At 71.2% G+C, this 18,237-nt stretch carries 13 protein-coding genes; 5 read left to right on the top strand and 8 right to left on the bottom strand.

Annotation, left to right across the window (positions count from 1 at the left end; translation table 11 throughout):
• Positions 1-91: 91 nt before the first annotated feature.
• Entirely contained in the window at positions 92-1,993 is a 1,902-nt protein-coding gene (locus QNJ12_RS11150; RefSeq protein WP_300622717.1) for an alkyl sulfatase dimerization domain-containing protein, read from the bottom strand.
• A gap of 53 nt (positions 1,994-2,046) precedes the next feature.
• On the opposite strand from QNJ12_RS11150, the gene QNJ12_RS11145 reads away from it, so the two are divergent.
• Positions 2,047-2,769 (top strand): bifunctional 2-polyprenyl-6-hydroxyphenol methylase/3-demethylubiquinol 3-O-methyltransferase UbiG, encoded by a 723-nt coding sequence (locus QNJ12_RS11145; protein ID WP_300622716.1) that lies wholly within the window; start codon positions 2,047-2,049, stop codon positions 2,767-2,769.
• A 12-nt stretch (positions 2,770-2,781) separates the two neighbouring features.
• On the opposite strand, the gene QNJ12_RS11140 is transcribed toward QNJ12_RS11145, so the two are convergent.
• Positions 2,782-3,057, bottom strand: a complete 276-nt coding sequence (locus QNJ12_RS11140; protein WP_300622715.1) for a DUF427 domain-containing protein — start codon at positions 3,055-3,057, stop codon at positions 2,782-2,784.
• Between the two features lie 96 nt (positions 3,058-3,153).
• On the opposite strand from QNJ12_RS11140, the gene QNJ12_RS11135 reads away from it, so the two are divergent.
• Positions 3,154-4,638, top strand: a complete 1,485-nt coding sequence (locus tag QNJ12_RS11135) for an NAD(P)/FAD-dependent oxidoreductase (RefSeq protein ID WP_300622714.1) — start codon at positions 3,154-3,156, stop codon at positions 4,636-4,638.
• 72 nt (positions 4,639-4,710) lie between these two features.
• Here QNJ12_RS11135 and QNJ12_RS11130 read toward each other — a convergent pair whose 3' ends face one another.
• Both QNJ12_RS11130 and QNJ12_RS11125 read right to left on the bottom strand, forming a co-directional pair.
• Complete coding sequence (locus QNJ12_RS11130) at positions 4,711-5,670, bottom strand: alpha/beta hydrolase (protein WP_300622713.1); 960 nt, start codon at positions 5,668-5,670, stop codon at positions 4,711-4,713.
• A gap of 55 nt (positions 5,671-5,725) precedes the next feature.
• Complete coding sequence (locus QNJ12_RS11125; RefSeq protein ID WP_300622712.1) at positions 5,726-7,015, bottom strand: CoA transferase; 1,290 nt, start codon at positions 7,013-7,015, stop codon at positions 5,726-5,728.
• 137 nt (positions 7,016-7,152) lie between these two features.
• On the opposite strand from QNJ12_RS11125, the gene QNJ12_RS11120 reads away from it, so the two are divergent.
• Complete coding sequence (locus tag QNJ12_RS11120) at positions 7,153-8,298, top strand: acyl-CoA dehydrogenase family protein (RefSeq protein WP_300622726.1); 1,146 nt, start codon at positions 7,153-7,155, stop codon at positions 8,296-8,298.
• 30 nt (positions 8,299-8,328) lie between these two features.
• Here the strand turns inward: QNJ12_RS11120 and QNJ12_RS11115 are convergent, their stop codons facing one another.
• Positions 8,329-11,184 (bottom strand): wax ester/triacylglycerol synthase family O-acyltransferase, encoded by a 2,856-nt coding sequence (locus tag QNJ12_RS11115; RefSeq protein ID WP_300622711.1) that lies wholly within the window; start codon positions 11,182-11,184, stop codon positions 8,329-8,331.
• Positions 11,185-11,269: 85 nt separating this feature from the next.
• On the bottom strand, positions 11,270-11,770 hold the full coding sequence (locus tag QNJ12_RS11110) for a hypothetical protein (protein WP_300622710.1): 501 nt from the start codon (positions 11,768-11,770) through the stop codon (positions 11,270-11,272).
• Positions 11,771-11,811: 41 nt separating this feature from the next.
• On the opposite strand from QNJ12_RS11110, the gene QNJ12_RS11105 reads away from it, so the two are divergent.
• Complete coding sequence (locus QNJ12_RS11105) at positions 11,812-12,645, top strand: NAD(P)-dependent oxidoreductase (RefSeq protein ID WP_300622709.1); 834 nt, start codon at positions 11,812-11,814, stop codon at positions 12,643-12,645.
• A 2-nt stretch (positions 12,646-12,647) separates the two neighbouring features.
• Here the strand turns inward: QNJ12_RS11105 and QNJ12_RS11100 are convergent, their stop codons facing one another.
• Complete coding sequence (locus tag QNJ12_RS11100; protein ID WP_300622708.1) at positions 12,648-13,691, bottom strand: ornithine cyclodeaminase family protein; 1,044 nt, start codon at positions 13,689-13,691, stop codon at positions 12,648-12,650.
• A gap of 116 nt (positions 13,692-13,807) precedes the next feature.
• Between QNJ12_RS11100 and QNJ12_RS11095 the strand changes: the two genes are divergently transcribed.
• On the top strand, positions 13,808-17,605 hold the full coding sequence (locus tag QNJ12_RS11095; protein WP_300622707.1) for an adenylate/guanylate cyclase domain-containing protein: 3,798 nt from the start codon (positions 13,808-13,810) through the stop codon (positions 17,603-17,605).
• Positions 17,606-17,620: 15 nt separating this feature from the next.
• On the opposite strand, the gene QNJ12_RS11090 is transcribed toward QNJ12_RS11095, so the two are convergent.
• The coding region (locus QNJ12_RS11090; protein WP_300622706.1) for a hypothetical protein at positions 17,621-18,237 on the bottom strand (617 nt) is incomplete at its 5' end.

The raw sequence follows: 18,237 nt of genomic DNA, 5'->3' as shown, positions 1-18,237 counted from the left end.
TGTCCGATGACCCGGCGGCCGGGACTCCGACGAGCGTCACCAGCGTCGTGGCGAGCGTGGTGACGACGACCTCGAATCGAGCGGGACCCGGTCAGGGTTCGACGATCGGGAACATCGACAGGAACGTGTCGAGGTGGCCGAACACGGCGTGCACCGCTGCCGCGTCGCCGTCGAGGCCGACTCGTTCGTCGGCCGAGAGCTGGTCGGCGTCGATCTCGCCGGCTGCGAGCTCGACCAGGGCCTCGCGCGGCAGCGTCAGGGTGGCCGCGCCGTTCGCGGCGGCGCCCGGCGACCCCTGGAGGGCCCGGTTCGACAAGATGAGCTTCCAGTCGCGATCGTCGGCGTCCTCGACGACGAGGTTCACCGCGACGTCGACACCACCGACGTCCTCCGCTCGGAGGCGCACCGACATCGCGTCGAGGAGCTGCTCGATCGTCATCGCGTCGAGGTAGCCACGCCGCATCGCGGGATTGCGGGGCGGGTGGCCCTGTCGCAACTCCTGCGCGCCGGTCAGGTACGCGTTGCGGAACGTCGCCGACTCGCACTGGAAGCCGAGCTGCTCGAGGGCATCGGCCTGCAAGTCGCGCGCCTCGCCGTTCGACGGATCGGCGAACACGAGGTGGTTGACGAGCTCGGCGACCCAGCGGTAGTCGCCGCGTTCGAACGAAGTACGCGCCGCCGAGAGCAGCGCGTCACTGCCGCCGGCGAGCTCGACGTAGCGCTGGCCGACCTCGGACGGCGGCAGCTTCCAGAGGTTCGCCGGGTTGCCGTCGTACCAGGAGAGGTATCGCTGGTACACGGCCTTGACGTTGTGGGCGAGGTGCCCGTAGTAGCCGGTGGTGTGGCACTCGTGGCTCAACTCGGGCGGCAGCTCGATCTGCTCGGCGATCTCGAGCGGCGTCTCGCCGTGATTGGCGAGACGCATGGTCTGATCGTGGATGTAGCGGTACATGTCGCGCTGGCGCGTGAGGAAGCCCCGGACGTCGTCGCTGCCCCAGCGCGGCCAGTGGTGCGATGCGAACATCAGGTCGGCGCGATCGGCGAACAGGTCGATCGCCTCCCCGATGTACTTCGACCACTTCAAGGCGTCGCGGACCTGGGCGCCGCGGATCGGCACGAGGTTGTGCATGTTGTGCGTGCAGTTCTCGGCCATGCACAGCCAGCCGGCGCCACCGTCGACCCGGTCCGGGAAGAAGAAGTTCATCTCCGCCGGCGCCTCCGCCTCGGGCGTGAGCTGGAACACGATCCGCACGCCGTCGACGACGAGCTCCTCGCCCGTGTGGGTGATCTCCTCGGTCGGCGCCAGCAGGCCGGGCGGCGACAGTGGGATGGCCTTGCCGAGCCCACAGTCGACGTGACCCTGGGCGCCGGGCGGGAGCAGCGGCCCGAACTGGTAGATCGCCCTGCGCGCCATCGCGAAGCCGGCGATCACGTTCTCCGAGATCGCCTCGCGGAGGAAGTGCTCGGGGGCGATGATCCGGCAGTCCCCCGCGGCGACGGCCTCGGGCGAGGTGACGCCGAGCACGCCGCCGAAGTGATCGGTGTGCGAGTGGGTGTAGATGACCGCCGTGACCGGTCGCTCCCCCAGATGCTCGTTCGCGAGCGCCAGGCAGTCCCGCGCGCAGCCCTCGACCGTGAGCGGGTCGATGACGATCCAACCCGTGGCACCCTCGATGAACGTGATGTTCGAGATGTCGTAGCCGCGCGCCTGCCACATGCCGGGCGCCACCTCGAACAGGCCGTGGATCGCGTTGAGCTGTGCCTGCCGCCACAGGCTCGGGTGCACCGTGTCGGGGTTGGGTGCGCCCTGCTCGATGAAGTCGTACTTCGAGACGTCCCAGGCCGGCCCCCACGCGCCTTCGATCACCCCTGTCGCGTGCTGGGCGACCAGGCCGCGCGAGGCCCGGTCGAAGTCGGCCGGGTCCATCCCGAGATCGCGGGGCGAGTTGTGCGCACGCGTGTGCTCGCTGGCAGCCTTCGGCATCGTCGACATGCCCGCAGTGTGACCGGCGCGTCGCAACGAGGACGAGGCGCGAGGATGGGGCGATGGCAGCTCCACTCTCCGGTGCCTGGCGCGACGTGGCCGAGGAGTGGATCGCGTGGGCGCGCACACCGAATCACGACTCGTACTGGAAGTTCCACCGCGACCGGTTCCTGGCGCTCGTGCCACCGCCGGGCGCACTCACGGTCGACGTCGGGTGCGGCGAGGGGCGTGTCGGGCGTGATCTCACACGGCACGGCCACCGCGTGCTGGGCGTCGACGCTTCCGAACCGGCCGTCCGGGCAGCGGCCGCGCACCCCGAGGGTCATCCGACCGTGGCCGGCGACGCGATGCGGCTCCCCCTGCGAGCTCGGTGCGCCGATCTCGCCGTCGCGTTCATGTCGCTGCAGGACATCGACCACCTCGATGCGGCACTGGCGGAGATCGCACGGGTGTTGATCGACGGTGGTCGGCTCCACGCCGCGATCGTCCATCCGATCAACTCCGCCGGCATGTTCGTCGTGACCGACGGCGACGAGCCTCCGGCGTTCACGATCCCGGCGTCGTACACCGAGTCGTTCCGCTACCGCGACGACGTCGAGCGCGACGGCCTGACGATGACGTTCCAGAGTTGGCACCGTCCACTGGCGACCTACACGGGTGCGCTGCGCGACGCGGGTTTCGTCCTGGAAGTCGTCGACGAGGTCACCGAACCAGACGACAAGTGGGCGCGCGTCCCGCTCTTCCTCCACCTCGTCGCCCGGCTGGAGCGCCGGCCCGACGCCTGAGCGGCACGCCGCCTACCGTTCGACCGCCACGCCACGCCAGAAGGCGATGCGGTCGGCGACGAGCCGCCGCGCCAGTGGCCACGGCCGCTCGTAGGTGAACGCTGCGTCCGGCGCAACGTCGTCGTTGCCCTGGACGTGGAAGTAGCTCGCCGTGCCCTTCCAGAAGCACCGCGATGTGGTCGGACTCTCGATGAGGCGGTTGCGATCGACGCTGTCGATCGGGAAGTAGGTCATCCCTTCGACGACCTCGACGTCGTCGCTCTCGGCGATCACCACGCCGTCGAACACCGCACGAGCCACACGTCGCGAACCCGCACGCCTCGCCCGCACATTCCGTGCGACCGGTTCTCGGGCCGCCGACGGCGATCGGTAGCGTCGTCGCCCATGACGGAGCACGTAGACGTCCTCGTCGTCGGGGCCGGGATCTCTGGGATCGGCGCCGCCTATCACCTGCAGCAGCGCTGCCCCGATCGGTCGTTCGTGATCCTCGAGGGGCGCGACGACATCGGCGGCACGTGGGACCTGTTCCGCTACCCGGGCGTGCGCTCCGACAGCGACATGCACACGCTCGGGTACAGCTTCAAGCCCTGGAAGCACGAGAAGTCGATCGCCGACGGGCCGTCGATCCTCGCCTACCTCCGCGAGACCGTGGCCGAGCACGACATCGAGCGCCACATCCGCTTCGACCATCACGTGAGCACGGCCGAGTGGTCGAGCGACGACGCCCGCTGGACGATCACGGCGGAACGCACCGACACCGGCGAGACCGTGCAGCTGACCTGCTCGTTCCTCTTCATGTGCTCGGGGTACTACTCGTACCGGGGCGGCTACACGCCCGAGTTCCCCGGCCGCGAGCGCTTCGGCGGCGAGATCGTGCACCCGCAGGCCTGGCCCGAGGACCTCGACTACGCCGGCAAGCGCGTCGTCGTGATCGGGTCGGGTGCAACGGCGATGACGCTCGTGCCGGCGATGGCGCCCGACGTCGGCCACATCACGATGCTGCAGCGCTCCCCCACCTACGTCGTGGCCCGCCCGTCGATCGATCCGATCGCCGCCAAGCTCCGCAAGTGGCTCCCCGAGCGGCTCGCCTACCGGCTGGTTCGTCGCAAGAACATCGCGCTCGGGCAGCTCTTCTACGCGAAGACCCGCAAGCAGCCCGAACAGGTCCGCGACGAGCTGTTGTCGCTCACCAGGGCCGAGCTCGGCGACGACGTCGTCGAGCGGCACTTCACGCCCCGGTACAACCCGTGGGACCAGCGGCTGTGCCTGATCCCCGACGGCGATCTGTACGACGCCATCAACTCGGGCAAGGCATCGGTCGTCACGGACCACGTCGAGACGTTCACCGAGTCCGGCATCCAGCTCGAGTCCGGGCAGCATCTCGACGCCGACATCATCATCACCGCCACCGGTCTGCAGCTGGTGACGCTTGGCGAGATGGACTTCGTCGTCGACGGCGAGCAGGTCGACTTCTCGAGGACATGGACGTACAAGGGCCTCGCCTACTCCGACGTGCCGAACCTCGTGTCGTCGTTCGGCTACATCAACGCGTCGTGGACGCTGCGCGCCGACATCACGTGCGACTTCGTCTGCCGGTTGCTCAACCACATGCGGGACACCGGCACCGACCAGTGCACGCCCCGATTGCGGCCGACCGACCGCGAGATGACGCCCAAGCCGTGGATCGACGACTTCTCGTCGGGCTACATGCAGCGCATGATGCCGATGCTGCCCAAGCAGGGCGACTGCGAGCCGTGGCTGAACCCGCAGCGGTACTCGGTCGACCGGAAGCTGATCGTCAGGCAACCGATCGACGACGGGGTGATGCAGTTCACGAAGGCGCGCACCGACGCCCGCGTGCCCGCCTGATCGCAGCTCCGTTCGCGTGAGGATGTTGCGCACATTCTCCGCAACATGCTCACGCGTTGCCCGGCGAGGGGCTCACAGTCCGTCGACGAACGCCGCGAGCGCCGCGTTGGTCTCGGCCGGGGCCTCCTGCTGCACCCAGTGACCGATGCCGTCGATGATGGTCGCACCGCGGAAGTCGGCGCACGAGTTGCCGGCCATCTCGAACACGTCGACGCCCGGCACGAAGTTGCGAACGCCGTCGAGGGCGCCGGCGACGAACACCGCCGGCTGCGTGAGCTCGGGGTCGGGCCGTGATCCGAGCTCGTCCGCGTCGAGTCCTTGCGCCCGGTAGCGGTTGAGCGGCCCGGTCCAGCCGCCGGCATCGAACGCCTCGACGTAGACCTGGAGGTCCTCGGGCGACATCCACGCCGGGAACGGATCGGGGTCGACGAGATCCTCGAGCATCGTGGCGTCGGCGGGCTTGTCCGCCGAGAACAGCCCCTGACCGTCGCCGCTGATGGCGTAGTAGATCAGGCGCAGGCTGCGCGCGTTGTCGGCGCCGAGCTCGGCCTCGGCGACGCCGGGCTCCTGGAAGTACGTCTGGTAGAAGAAGCGGTCCGCGTAGAGCTCCTTCCACAGCTCGAGCGACGACACCGGACCGACCGGGACGTACGGCACGCTCAACCCGGCCACCGCCCGCACCCGGTCGGGGTGCAGTCGGGCCGTGTTCCACGCGATCGGTGCGCCCCAATCGTGGCCGACCACGATCGCCGGTCCATCAGCGAAGTCGTCGATCACAGCGGCGACGTCGCCGCACAGCTGCGTCAGACGGTACGAGGGGATGTCAGCCGGTTTCGAGCTGCCGCCGTAGCCACGGACGTCGAGCGCCGCAGAAGTGAAGCCGCGACCGGCGAAGAACTCCATCTGGTGGCGCCACGAGTACCAGAGCTCGGGCCAGCCGTGGACGAACAGCATCAGCGGGCCGGAGCCCTTGCTCGCCACCCGGATCTCGATGTCACCGTTGGACACGGTGGTGAAGTCGACGTCGACCATGTTGCCCTCCTGCGGGAGTCTCGCGCCCGGCGTCCCGGCGCTGACGAGCCGAGGCTCAGTCGAGCCACGCCGGCTCGGCGCTCCCGAGCGGCTGCGGGCCGCTGCTCCACGCACCGAGGATCGGGCGGGCCGCAGTCACACGACCGAACGGCGTGTCGACCGTGTGGAGTGCCGACGGCAGAGCCCTCGCGACCTCCGGCTGGAATGGTTCGGGCCCACCGAGCGAGACGAGCCAGTTGCGAGCGCGCAGCAGCGAGAGCCGCGCCAGCCACGTGCCGCCGTGCGCTGCCTGGTGGCGCCGGAGCCGCATCGCCGTGAAGGCGGCGAGCAGGCCGGTGCAGTAGTCGAGCGCCTGCACCGGGAGCGGCGTCGGGCCGTCGCGCCCGCTGGCGACACGGCCGGCGTCGACGATGCCGGTGGTCGACTGGACGATCGAGTCGAACCCGCGACGGCCCGCCCACGGGCCCACCCAGTCGAACGCCGAGATCTGCACCACCACCGCCCCGGGCGGCACCCGATCGAGCCCGAATCCGGCCCGCTCGAAGGCACCCGGACGGTAGGCGTCGATCCAGACGTCCGCGTCGTCGAGCAGCGCGCCGAAGCGCTGCGAGCCGTCGTCGGTCGTCACGTCGGCGAACGCGTTGCGCTTGCCGAACCCGGTGGCCAGGACGCCGACGTCGACGCTCGGGAGGTGTGCAGCGCCGACGCGCAGCACGTCACAGCCCTGCGCTGCGAGGGTCATTCCCGCGATCGGCCCGGCCAGCACACGGGAACAATCGAGCACCCGGTCACGGCGCCCGGTGGGTCGGGGTGGTGCGTCGCCGAGCTGCTCGATGTCGATCAGCGGCAGCCCGCCGGTGGCGCGGGCGTGTGGATGCCGGGTCCACTCGTTCATCGTGCGAAGACGGGCGGCGATCATGCCGTCGTCGATCAGCTGTGCCTCCAGTTCGTCCGCGTTCCAGTCGAGGATGGCGTGCTGCACCGCCGGCCGGTTCGCGTCGCACCCGAGACGGTGGACGACGCCGGCCGCATGATGAGGGAAGTTGCAGTGCAGCTGGATGTGACCGCCGTCGGCGGTGTCGTAGTACCCCGACAGGTCGGCCCAGGCCGGCACGGCGCCGCCATCGACCTCGACGTGGGTGACGAGCAGCGCCATCAGGCGGTCGAGATCGAGGGTGGTCCCGCCGTCCGCCAGGACGGCGAGGCCGGCGCACGTCCGCGCCGCGAGATCGACGTCGAAGGCCGACGGAAACGTCGAGGCGCCCGACAGCTCGAGCCGGTCGATCGCGAGTGCGGGCCCCGGCACGAGGTCCGCCACGCGGTGCATCGACGCTTCGAGGTCCATGCACCGGTTGTAGCCGGTCGGCTCCCCCACTTCCAGTGACACCACCCGGCCGGCCCGGCCGTGGCTCCGAGGCGACCCGGCGGCGACTCGGGTCCGGCTCTCCCGCCGCGTCGTGCCAGGCTGGCGACGTGAGCACGATGACCGAGGACGAGGAGGCGATCGTCGAGGTGGTCGCCCGGTGGGTCGACGACGAGGTCCGGCCCACGGCCCGCGACCTCGAGCACGCCGACGAGTACCCCGAGCGCCTCATCGACCAGATGAAGCAGATGGGCGTGTACGGGTTGACGGTGCCGGCGCCGTGGGGGTCGTCGAGCGTGTCGCTGCGCTGCTACGCCCGCATCACCGAGGAGATCGCTCGCGGCTGGATGAGCTTGGCCGGGGCGTTCGGCGGGCACTCGGTCGTGTCGACGCTGATCGCCCGGTTCGGCACCGACGACCAGCGCGAGCGATACCTCGCCCGGCTCGCGACCGGTGAGCTGCGGGCCACGATGGCACTCACCGAGCCCGACGGCGGCTCGGACCTCCAGGCGATGCGAACGGTCGCACGGCCGGTCGACGACGGCTACGTGATCACCGGTTCGAAGATGTGGATCACCAACGCACGCACCGCCGGACTCGTCGCCCTGCTCTGCAAGACCGATCCGGCGGCGGACCCACGCCACCACGGCATCTCGATCCTCCTCGTCGAGAAGGGGCCGGGCTTCACCGTGTCGCGCGACCTCCCCAAGCTCGGCTACAAGGGCGTCGAGAGCTGCGAGCTGCACTTCGACGACTGCCACGTTCCCGCGGACGCGCTCCTCGGCGGGACCGCCGGTTCGGGCTTCGCCCAGATGATGGCCGGCCTCGAGGTCGGGCGGATCCAGGTGGCCGCTCGGGCGATCGGGGTCGCACGGGCGGCGTTCGACGACGCCTTCCGGTACGCGCAGGACCGCGAGGCCTTCGGCAAGCCGATCTGGCAACACCAATCGGTCGGGAACCTGTTGGCGGACATGGCGACGCAGATCACGGCTGCGCAGCAGCTCAACGACCACGCGGCCGCGTGCATCGACACCGGCCGGCGCGCCGACATGGAGGCCGGGATGGCCAAGCTGTTCTGCTCTGAGATGGCGGCGACGGTGACGCTCGACGCGATCCGGGTCCACGGCGGCAACGGCTACTCGACCGAGTTCGACGTCGAGCGCTACTACCGCGACGCGCCGCTGATGATCGTCGGCGAAGGCACCAACGAGGTGCTGCGAAACGTGATCGTCAGACAGGCGATCGGGCGCGGCGGGCTGCGCTGACGGACCGTCGCAGCGCGGGTCGCCGACGCATCAACCGGCGGCGGCCATCGAGGTGCCGTCGAGCAGCTCGAATTCGTCGGTGATCGCCTCGGCGAGCACGTCGAGGTCGTGACAGGCGTCCGGGTCGGCGAACAGCGAGATCGTCAGTCCGTCGACGTACGACAGCACCGCCACCCCGAGCCCGAGGCGCGGGCCGAGCGGCACCACGGGAACCATGTCCTCGATCCGCGATCCGAGGAAGTACAGCGGGTCGGCGAGGCCGAACACGTTGGTGACGACGAAGTTGACCAGCGGCTGCACGGCGACCAGGCGCGTCAGCGCACCGAAGCCGGGCGCCGGCACGTGGTCCAGCGCGTCGAGGAGCAGCGCGGTGCCCTCACCCTCATGGGTGCGCTTGAGCCGCCGCATCCGGCTCTGGACCAGGTGCAGCCGGCGCTGGGGATCGGGCTCGCCGACCGGCAGCTCGATCACGACACTGCCGACGTGGTTGCCCGGCTCGTCGCTCATCGTGGCCCGCCGCATCGAGACCGGCACCAGCACATGGACGTCGGCGGGCGGCTCGCCCTCCGCGTCGAACCAGCGACGCATGGCGCCGGCCATGCAGGCGAGCACGAGATCGTTGACGGTCGCGTCGGCAGGGTGACGGATCCGGTGCACGTCGTCGAGTTCGAGCCGCACGGTTCGCAGCTCGCGGTGGCGTCCGATCGGTCGGTTGAACGGCGTCGGGGGTGCGAGGGCATGGGCGCCGAACATCTCGCGGGTCGCCGCAGCGACGCTACCGAGCTGGTCCGCCACCTCGGACGGGGAGGTGCGGAGCATCGACGCGGCGCGACGGAGTGTGTCGATCGGATCGGTGAGCTGCTCGGTGACGGCATCGCCGAGCAGGCGCATCTGGCTGGGCGAGGGACGGGCCGGTCGCCGCACCGGATGCTCGGCGCGATCGTCGGGTTCCGGGTCGAACAACGCGGCGGCCAGCTCGACGCCGCTGACGCCGTCGATCAACGCGTGATGCACCTTCTCGATGATCGCGACCCTGCCGTCCTCCAGGCCGTCGACGAACCACAGCTCCCACAGCGGATGCCGGCGGTCGAGAGGATCCGCGTAGAGCCGGGCACACAGATCGAGGAGGGCCTGCCGATCGCCGGGCGCCGCGACGTCGACGAGGCGGACGTGCTGGGCGATGTCGAACCGATCGTCGTCGACCCAGAGCGGCCGGCCCAGCCCCAGCGGCACGTCGGCGACCCGGCACGTGAAGCGAGGCACCCGGCGAAGCCGGGCCTCGATGTGGCGGCGCGCGTCCGCGAGCCGGATCGCACCGTCCTCGTCCCGGAGGCCGGCGCCGTCGAGCACGAACACGCCGCCGATGTGCATCGGTGTCTCGGGTGATTCGATCCGGAGGAATCCGGTGTCGAGCGCCGAGAGGCGCTCGCCACCGGGTCGGGGCGCCGGCGGCTCGGACGGGTCGGCGAGCCTCGTCGGCGTCGCGGCGGCCGCGCCCTCGACGGTCGCCGTGAGGTGCTCGGCGATCAATCGGTCGAGCAACGCCGGCTCGGTGACGGCGGCGGTGTCGCTCATCGTGCCGACGCACGCCGTGCCGAGGTGCGAGACGAGCCCGACGTTCAGCGCTGCGCCCGCGGTCGGGGCGAACGCGAAGATCCGTTCGACCGCGGCCCCGGCGAGGTAGTGCGGATCGCTCAGACCCGGGACGTTGGTCAGCGTCATGTCGACGCCGCGCACCATGCCGCCGACGATGCCGCTCGACAGCACCGACGGCAGCACCTGGACGAGGCCGGCGAGGTGCTGGCTGAACCCCAGCGCCTTCTCGCGTCGGGACGAGACGACCAGCCCACGCATCGCGACCATCCGCTCGACCGGGTCGTCGATGTCGGCCGGGACGACGAAGCGCACCGGCGCCCATTGGTTGCCGCCGCCCTCGTCGTCGGCGCGACGGAAGCTCACCGGCATCGTGACCCTGAGCTGCTCGACCGGGGCGCCGAGCGCTTCGTGGTAGGCGGCGACCCCGCCGATCACCCCGGCGAAGAACGCATGGTTGATCGTGCAGCCGTGGCGGGCGGCTGCGTCGTGCATCGCCGCGAGGTCGACCTCGCACATGCCGGTGTGGCGCTCCATCGAGCGTTCGAGCATCAACGGCGACAACGTCGACGACGACGGCGCCAGCAGGCGCACCGCCGACCGGGCGCCCTCGACCGCGCTCTCGACCGTACGGCGCGGGTGCAGCGCGGACGACGCTGCCACCGATGTCGCCTGGCGCGGGAGGCGGGACGCGCGCCCGACGAGGCGGCCGACGTCGTCGAGGCCCGACCCGCCTCCCTCCGGCCGGCACGGGATCGGGATCGACGCCAGATCACGGCGGGGCGCCCTCCGCTTGCGGTCGAGCAACACATCGAGCAGGTCGATCCCACCCACGCCGTCCGTCAGCGAGTGGTGGACCTTGAGCACGACCGCGGACGGGCCGGCGTCGCCACCGAGGTACGTGCACTCCCAGAGCGGTCGGCTCCGATCGAGCGGCGAGCTCGCGAGCGGCTCGGCGACAGCGGCGATCGCCGGGTCGTCGACCGGGTCGTTGGTCTCGACGAACGAGACGTGCTCGCCGACGTCGAACCCGTCGTCGATCACCCAGTGTGGGGGACCGAGGCCGCCCGGCGCACCGACGACGCGCTGTCGCAACCGGGGGATCAGGCGGCTCGCCGCCTCCAGCGCGGCGAGGAGGGCGTCGCGGCGGACCGGTCGGTCGAGGACGAGTGCGGCCACGATCGTGGTTCGCAAGGTGGGGTTGCGCTCGATGTCCCAGAGCGTCGCGTCGGTCGGATTCAACCGCGTCGAGGGCACCTCGACCGTCGGCGCGTCGGCATGCTTCGTTCCCACACGTCCATTGTCGGGGAGGACCGCGCTCGCGCGCCCGGGTCCTCCGTCCCTTTCGAACCGCGATCGTGGCGTCGCGGGTCGCCGTTCAGAGCAGGCGTGCCAGGCGGTCGACCAGCGGCACGATCTCGTGGGCGCAGCGGACGAACGCATCCTCCTCCCCGCCGCCGGGATCGACGATCTCCTCCCAGTCCGCGAGGTCGGCTGCCGCGAGATCGAGCCGCTGCAGCCGCAGCGCGAGCGGCTCGGTGGCCGGCTTGAGCAGGTCGACCAGCCGCCGGAGCGTCGCGGTGCGACCGCTGACTGCCGGGTGGTTGCGCCTCACCCACCGCACGTGCTCCGGTGCCATCCCGACGACCACATCGGCATGGCGAAGATCGACCTCCTCGGCCTGTCGGCTCGCATGACGGGGCGGCGGCAGCCCGACCGACTCCAGTGCGTGCCGCGTCCGCCGGCTGATCGGCAGGCCGTCGACCGAGAGCGTGCCTGCAGTCCTCACCGTGAGATCGGGACGTCGCCCGGTCAAGGCCACGCCGGCGATCACGGAGCGAGCTGCGTTGCCCGTGCAGAGGAAGAGCACCGTGGCCACCGGGCGGGACGTTAGATCGACGAGCGCGCGATCATGCAGCCATGACCGTCACCGGCATCCTGCACCCCGGGCAGATGGGCGCGACGATCGCCGCGACCTGCTCGGGCACCACGCTGTGGGCGTCGGCGGGGCGGACGGCGGCGACGCAACGCAGGGCCGAGGACGCCGGCCTGACCGACGCCGAGACGGTGGCCGGACTCGTCGAACGCGCCGACACGATCGTGTCGGTGTGCCCACCCGCTCGAGCCGTCGCGGTGGCCCAGCAGGTCGCCGACGCGGGGTTCGCCGGCGTCTACGTCGATGCGAACGCGGTCTCCCCCACGACGGCGGCGGTGATCGCCGAGCTGTTCGAGCACTACGTCGACGGCGGCATCATCGGTCCACCCGCCCACCTCGACGGCACGACCAGGATGTACCTGTCGGGCCACGATGCCGCAGCGGTGGCCGAACGATGGGCCGGCTCGGTGCTCGACGTGCGGGTCGTCGACGGGGGCGTCGGGGCCGCCTCGGCCCTGAAGATGTGCTTCGCGGGTTGGACCAAGGGCAGCACGGCGCTGCTCCTCGCGATCAACGCCGCGGCCCAGCACTACGAGGTCCATGAGGCGCTGTTCGACGAGTGGGCGATCTCGATCCCCGATCAGGCGGCCCGCTCCGACGGTGCGGCTCGAGCTGCGTCACCGAAGGCGTGGCGGTTCGAGGGTGAGATGCGCGAGATCGCGGCGACGTTCGTCGACGCGGGCCTGCCCGCGGGCTTCCATCAGGCGGCCGCCGAGATCTTCGGCCGCATGACCGGGTTCCGGGCTGCCGACGCCCCGCCGGATCTCGACACCGTGATCGCTGCGCTCCTCGACGCCGACGGCGTCGGGCCCAGCTGAGGTCAGCGCGGCCTGACGACCTCGTACGGGTCGTACGGGTCGACCGGCACCGCCTGCAGCTCGGCATCGACGCCGACGCCGAGCCGGTCGGCGTGGTCGAGCGCCAGCTCGGCAGCGATGAGGTCTTCGAGCGCCCACCCGGTGGAGTCGAACACCGTCAGCTCCTGGCGGTGCGATGCGTCGCCGGCGGCGACGAGCTCCCAGAGCTCGGGCCCGAGCTGATCGGGGCGGAGCACCTGTGCCTCGCCCTCGGCCAGACACTGGCGGGCGCTGTCGGGGACGACGAACGCCTGCACCATCATCGACGTCGGCACCTCGGTCTTGCCGGGGAAGTCGGCCCCGACGGCGTTGATGTGCAGCCCCGGGATGTGGGGGCGGTCGACGAACACCGGGCCGGCGTGAGGCTCGACCGACGTGCACGTGCAGAGGATCTCGACGTTCTCGACGAGGTGATCGAGACCCTCGGCGTCCGCGGTGACGACCGCGACGTCGAGCGGGAGGCGTGCGACGAACGTGGCCGCGATCTCGGGATCGGCGTCGTACACGACCACCCGTTCGATGGGCCGCACTCGCGAGACCGCATGCACCTGCGTGATCGCCTGCGCACCTGCGCCGACGACGCCGAGGACCGTCGCGTCGATCGGAGCGAGCAGGTCGGTCGCGACGCCCGACGCCGCGCCCGTGCGCAGCGCGGTGAGGAAGGTCGCGTCGGTCAGCGACACCAGCCGCCCGGTCGTCGTGTCGTGCAGCGACGTGGTCGCCATCACGCTGGGCAGGCCGCGCTGGGTCGGATTGGTCGGGTGGTAGCCGACCGTCTTGATCGAGACCCGGCCGCCCGCCTCCATGGTCGGCATCCATTCGACGAGGCCCAGTGCCGGCTTCTCGTACCAGAAGCCGGTGCGATCGATCGCCGTGACCTGCTCGGGATCGAAGCGCCGGAACCCCGTTCGGAGCCGCTCGATCATCTCGTCCATGAGCGAGTCGAGTCCGACCTCGTCGACGATCGCCCTCAGCGCAGCGGTGTCGAGGATCCGGGTCACGGCCATTCCCCCACTGCTATCACCTGCGCGCTCGGGAGATCGCACTGCGCCCAACATCCCCGGTAGCAGGCGATATCACTCCGTCGACGGCTCGCGCAACGTGGGAGGATGTCCCCACGATCATGTCCCAAGCTTCGATCGACCGACATCCAGCTCAGGCGCGCCCCGACGGCGACACGTCGCGGCCCGTTCTGAACGCGTTCGTCCCGCGTCTGGCCGTCGAGCTCGGCGCCCGCCCCGGCTCGCACCGGACGTCGATCGAGGGCTCGATGCTCTCCGCCGACATCTCGGGCTTCACCGCGCTGTCCGAGCGGCTCGCCGGCAAGGGCAAGGCCGGTTCGGAGGAGATCACCGACCTGGTCAACAGCTGCTTCACGGCCCTGATCAGTGCTGCGTACGGCTACGACGGCGAGGTCGTGAAGTTCGGTGGCGACGCCCTCCTCGTGCTGTTCCGGGGCGACCAGCACGAAGCCCGCTGCGTGAACGCTGCCGTCGCCATGCACGAGGCGCTCCGCACGACGCGAGCCGCCCAGCGTGCGCAGCTCTCGATGACCGTCGGCGCGTCGCACGGACCGTTCGACGCGTTCCTGGTGGGGAGCGGATACCGCGAGCTCCTGATCGTGGGCCGGGCCGCGACCGAGGTCATCCGGCTCGAGGCCGAGGCTCCGCAGGGTCGGGCCCTCGTGAGCTCCGCGCTCGCCGACGCCGTCGGTGCCGGCTCCGGCGTCGTCGCCGCTGCGGCAGGCGGCGTCGTGATCGAGGAGCTCACGCTCGAGCCCACGAGCGCCCCGATGCAGCGGATCGATGCCGACACCGACGTCACGGCGTTCGTCCCGCCGGCCGTCGTCGACCAGTTCCGCGCGTTCGCCGATCTCGGCGGCGAGCACCGGCTGGCGACCGTCGGCTTCGTCATGGTCGGCGGGATCGACGATCGCGTCGGCGAGGTGGGCCACGACATCGTCGCGGCCGAACTCGGCGACCTGATCGACGACGTCGTCGCGATCGCGTCGCCGTTCGGAGTGACCGCGCTGCACACCGACATCGCCACCGACGGCTTCAAGATCGTGCTGTGCGCGGGTGCACCGATCAACCCGGGCGACACCAGCGAGGCGGTGCTGCAGGCCGCGCTGGGGATCGCTGCGTTGCCGTCGCCGTTCTCGATCCGGCAGGGAGCACAGACCGGCCGGGTGTTCGCCGGCTTTCTCGGCAGCGAGTACCGGCGGACGTACACGTTGATGGGCGACGCCGTGAACACCGCCGCACGCATGCTGGCCAAGGCCGACGATCGCGACGTCGTCGCCGTCGCCAACGTCGTCGACGACGCACGGTCGGTGTTCCTCAGCGAGGCTCTCGAGCCGTTCACGGTGAAGGGCAAGACCCAGCCGATCGCGGCGCACCTCGTGCGGTCGAGCACCGACGAGGTGCGACGTGCCGCGGTCGCGACCCGGCTGTTCGGCCGTCGAGAGGAGTTGGAGGTCCTGACGAGGGCGATCGGCGAGCTGGGCGAGGTCGTGCTCCTCACCGGCGCGGCCGGGGTCGGCAAGTCGCGCCTGCTCGACGCGGCCTGGGACCAGGCCGAGGGCCTCGCGATCTTCCAGGGCGCATGCAGCCCCTACGGCTCGTCCTCCCCGTACAGCGCGTTTCGACCGCTGCTGCGCAGCGGTTCGGGCATCGACGTGCACGCGGACCCCCGCTCCGCCGGCGAGCAGCTGACGGCGCTCGTGCGCGAGCACGCACCGCGCCTCGCGCCGCTGACGCCCCTGCTGGCCGTCCCGTTCGGCGCCGAGGTCGACGACACACCCGAAGCGAGCGCGATCGAGCCGGAGTACCGCCGTCCGCGGATCCACGACGCGGTGGTCGAGTTCCTCGACGCGACGTTGAGTGGGCCCGTCTTCCTCGTCGTCGAGGACCTGCACTGGGTCGACGACGCCTCGGGCGACCTGGCCAACCATCTCGTCCGCGCGGCGCGCGAGCGCCCCTGGGCCGGGGTGTTCACGCGCCGCCCGACGGGTGCCTGGGCGCCGCCGGATCTCGATCACGTCACCGAGCTGAACCTCGCCACGTTGACGGCCGAGCAGATCAGGGCGCTGGCGATCGAGGTCGCTCCCCGGGCGCTGTCGGACAGCGAGCTCGGGGCCGTGGTCGACCGATCGGGGGGCAACCCGCTGTTCGCCATCGAGCTCGCCGGCGCGATCGGCCGGGCGTCGCCGTCGAGTGCGACACCGCTCCCCGACTCGATCGAGGGTGTGATCGCCGCGCGCATCGACGACCTGCCGCCGGGGGCTCGACAGGCGCTCCGCGTCGCGTCGGTGTTCGGGCGGACGTTCTCGAGCCGCGATCTCGCCGCCGCGGCCGGTGAGGGCGACGATGCGGCGGGCGTGCTCGCGAGCCTCGGCGACCTGGTGGAACCGCTCGGGTCGGGTCAGTACGGCTTCGTCCACGCGCTCTACCGGGACGTGGCCTATGAGGGACTCCCCTATCGTCGGCGACGCGAGCTGCACCGGCGTGTCGGCCAGCACCTCGAGGAGCACTCGCGTGATCCGGTGCAGATCGCGGCCCTGCTGTCACTCCACTTCAGCATCGCCCGCGACCCCGAGAAGGCGTGGTCCTACTCGCGGACCGCCGGTGAGCTGGCGCAGCGGGCCTACGCGAACGACGAGGCTGCGACGTGCTTCCGGAGGGCGCTCACCGCGGCGAGGTACATGCGCTCGATCTCCAGCGACGACACCTGCGCGGTCTGGGAGATGCTGGGCTTGGCGCTCGAGAACGAGGGCAGGTTCGACGAGGCGTTCGAGGCCTACCGCCGGCAGCGGGCGACCGCTTCCGATCTCGACGCCCGGGTTCGAGCGACCCGACGCCAGGCCCGGTCGAGGCAGAAGCAAGGCCAACTGACAGCGGCGACGCGGCTGCTGACCGCCGCCGAACGCCAACTCCAGGGGATCCGCCGCGATGCGTGGGTGCACCGCCGCCTCGCCGAGATCCAGCTCAACATGGCGGGGATCCGGATGGACCAGGGGCGCTTGCACGAGTCGCGCGACCACGGCGAGAAGGCCGAGTACCACGCGATGAAATCCGACGACGATGCGTTGCAGGTGCAGGCGTACGGTGCGATCGTCGGCGCCCTGACGAGCTGGGACGAGGCCGAGCCGTACGCGGCCGGCCTCGAGATCGCGCGACGGATCGAGGCGTTCGAGGCGGGTTCGATCCTGGCGACCAACCTCGGCATGAGCGCGTTCTTCGCCGGCCGCTGGCAGTCGGCCGTCGAGTTCTACGAGCAGTCACGCCTCGCCGCCGCAGCCACCGGCAACGTCACGTTGGCGGCCATCGCCGCCATGAACGCAGCCGAGATCCTGGTCGACCAGGGCCGGCTCGACATCGCGATCGACGCGCTGGACGACGCCTGCCGCGTCCTCGACGCGGCGGGCTACAAGAGCGCGCTCCTCTACGCCGAGCTGATCCTGGGGACGGCGACGATCCGTCGCGGTGGTCACGAGGCGGGCCGCCGGCTGCTGGCGGGCTGCGCGTCGGGTTTCGCCGCGGCGGCGATGCAGCTCTACGCGACCGAGGCCGAGCTCCGCCTGGCCGAGCTGGCGCTGCACGAGGACGACCCGACAGCTGCGGTCGACGCGCTGACCGAGCTCGTGGCAGCGTCCGGCGAGCTGGACCGCGGCCAGGTCATCGAGGCCCGTGCGCAACGGCTCGCGGCGATCGCGCGACGACGGCTGAGCGACGATGCGGCTGCGGAGGAGGCGCTCGACCGCGCCGAGGAGATCTGTCGTGCCGAGGGCTTCCGCTTCGAGCTCGCACTCACACTCCTCACGCGCACCACGTCGGGCGACGGGGCCCGGCACGACGAGGCCGACCGGATCCTGCGCGAGCTCGGTGTCGTGTCGGTCCCGTTCAGCGCCTGGCAGCCCTGACCGACCCCAACTCCGTCAGTCGGGCAGCGAGGTCTCGGTGCCCGCGCCGTCGCCGATCGCCACGATCACCGACGACCCTGCGGTCGTGGCGGCGTTGCTGATCGCGACCTGGCCGACGGTCTCGGCGTCTTCGAACCCGAAGACGGCGAACACGCCCGGGGTCGCCTGCACCGAGACGATCTCATAGCCGGCCCCGGGCAGGGCGGACTCGTAGAACGCAGCGAGCGTGTCGACGTCGAGCTCCGACTCGCCGGTGAACCCGGCGTCCGAGCTCGTCTCGGAGGCGAGCAGCACGACGAGATCGTCGGGGAGCGGGAAGTCCGCCGCGGCGTCGGGCACCTCGGCCGACCCGATCTCGACGCGCCCCTTCGAGGTGTCGAGGTCCACGTCGGCCGACGCCAGCGGCCCGGTCGCCTCGCCCGTGCGCTCGTCGCGCTCACTGCGCCGCCGAACCGGCGCGTCGGTCGTCGGGCCCGTCGTCGGTGGCGTGGACGCCGCCGACGCGCGGGCGGTTCCGCGGTCCGTTCGCGTGCGGGCGTCGGCCGGTTCGGCGCCGGTCCCGGTCGGACCCGCCGATGCCGCGACGGTGGTCGCGACCGCCGAGCTCGCCGGCACGGCCACACCGCCATCGG

It is taken from the genome of Ilumatobacter sp. (genome assembly GCF_030065885.1).
Taxonomy (GTDB): domain Bacteria; phylum Actinomycetota; class Acidimicrobiia; order Acidimicrobiales; family Ilumatobacteraceae; genus Ilumatobacter.
The sequence above is the reverse complement of the archived record's forward strand: the minus strand, read 5'-3'. Positions and strand labels throughout refer to the sequence as shown.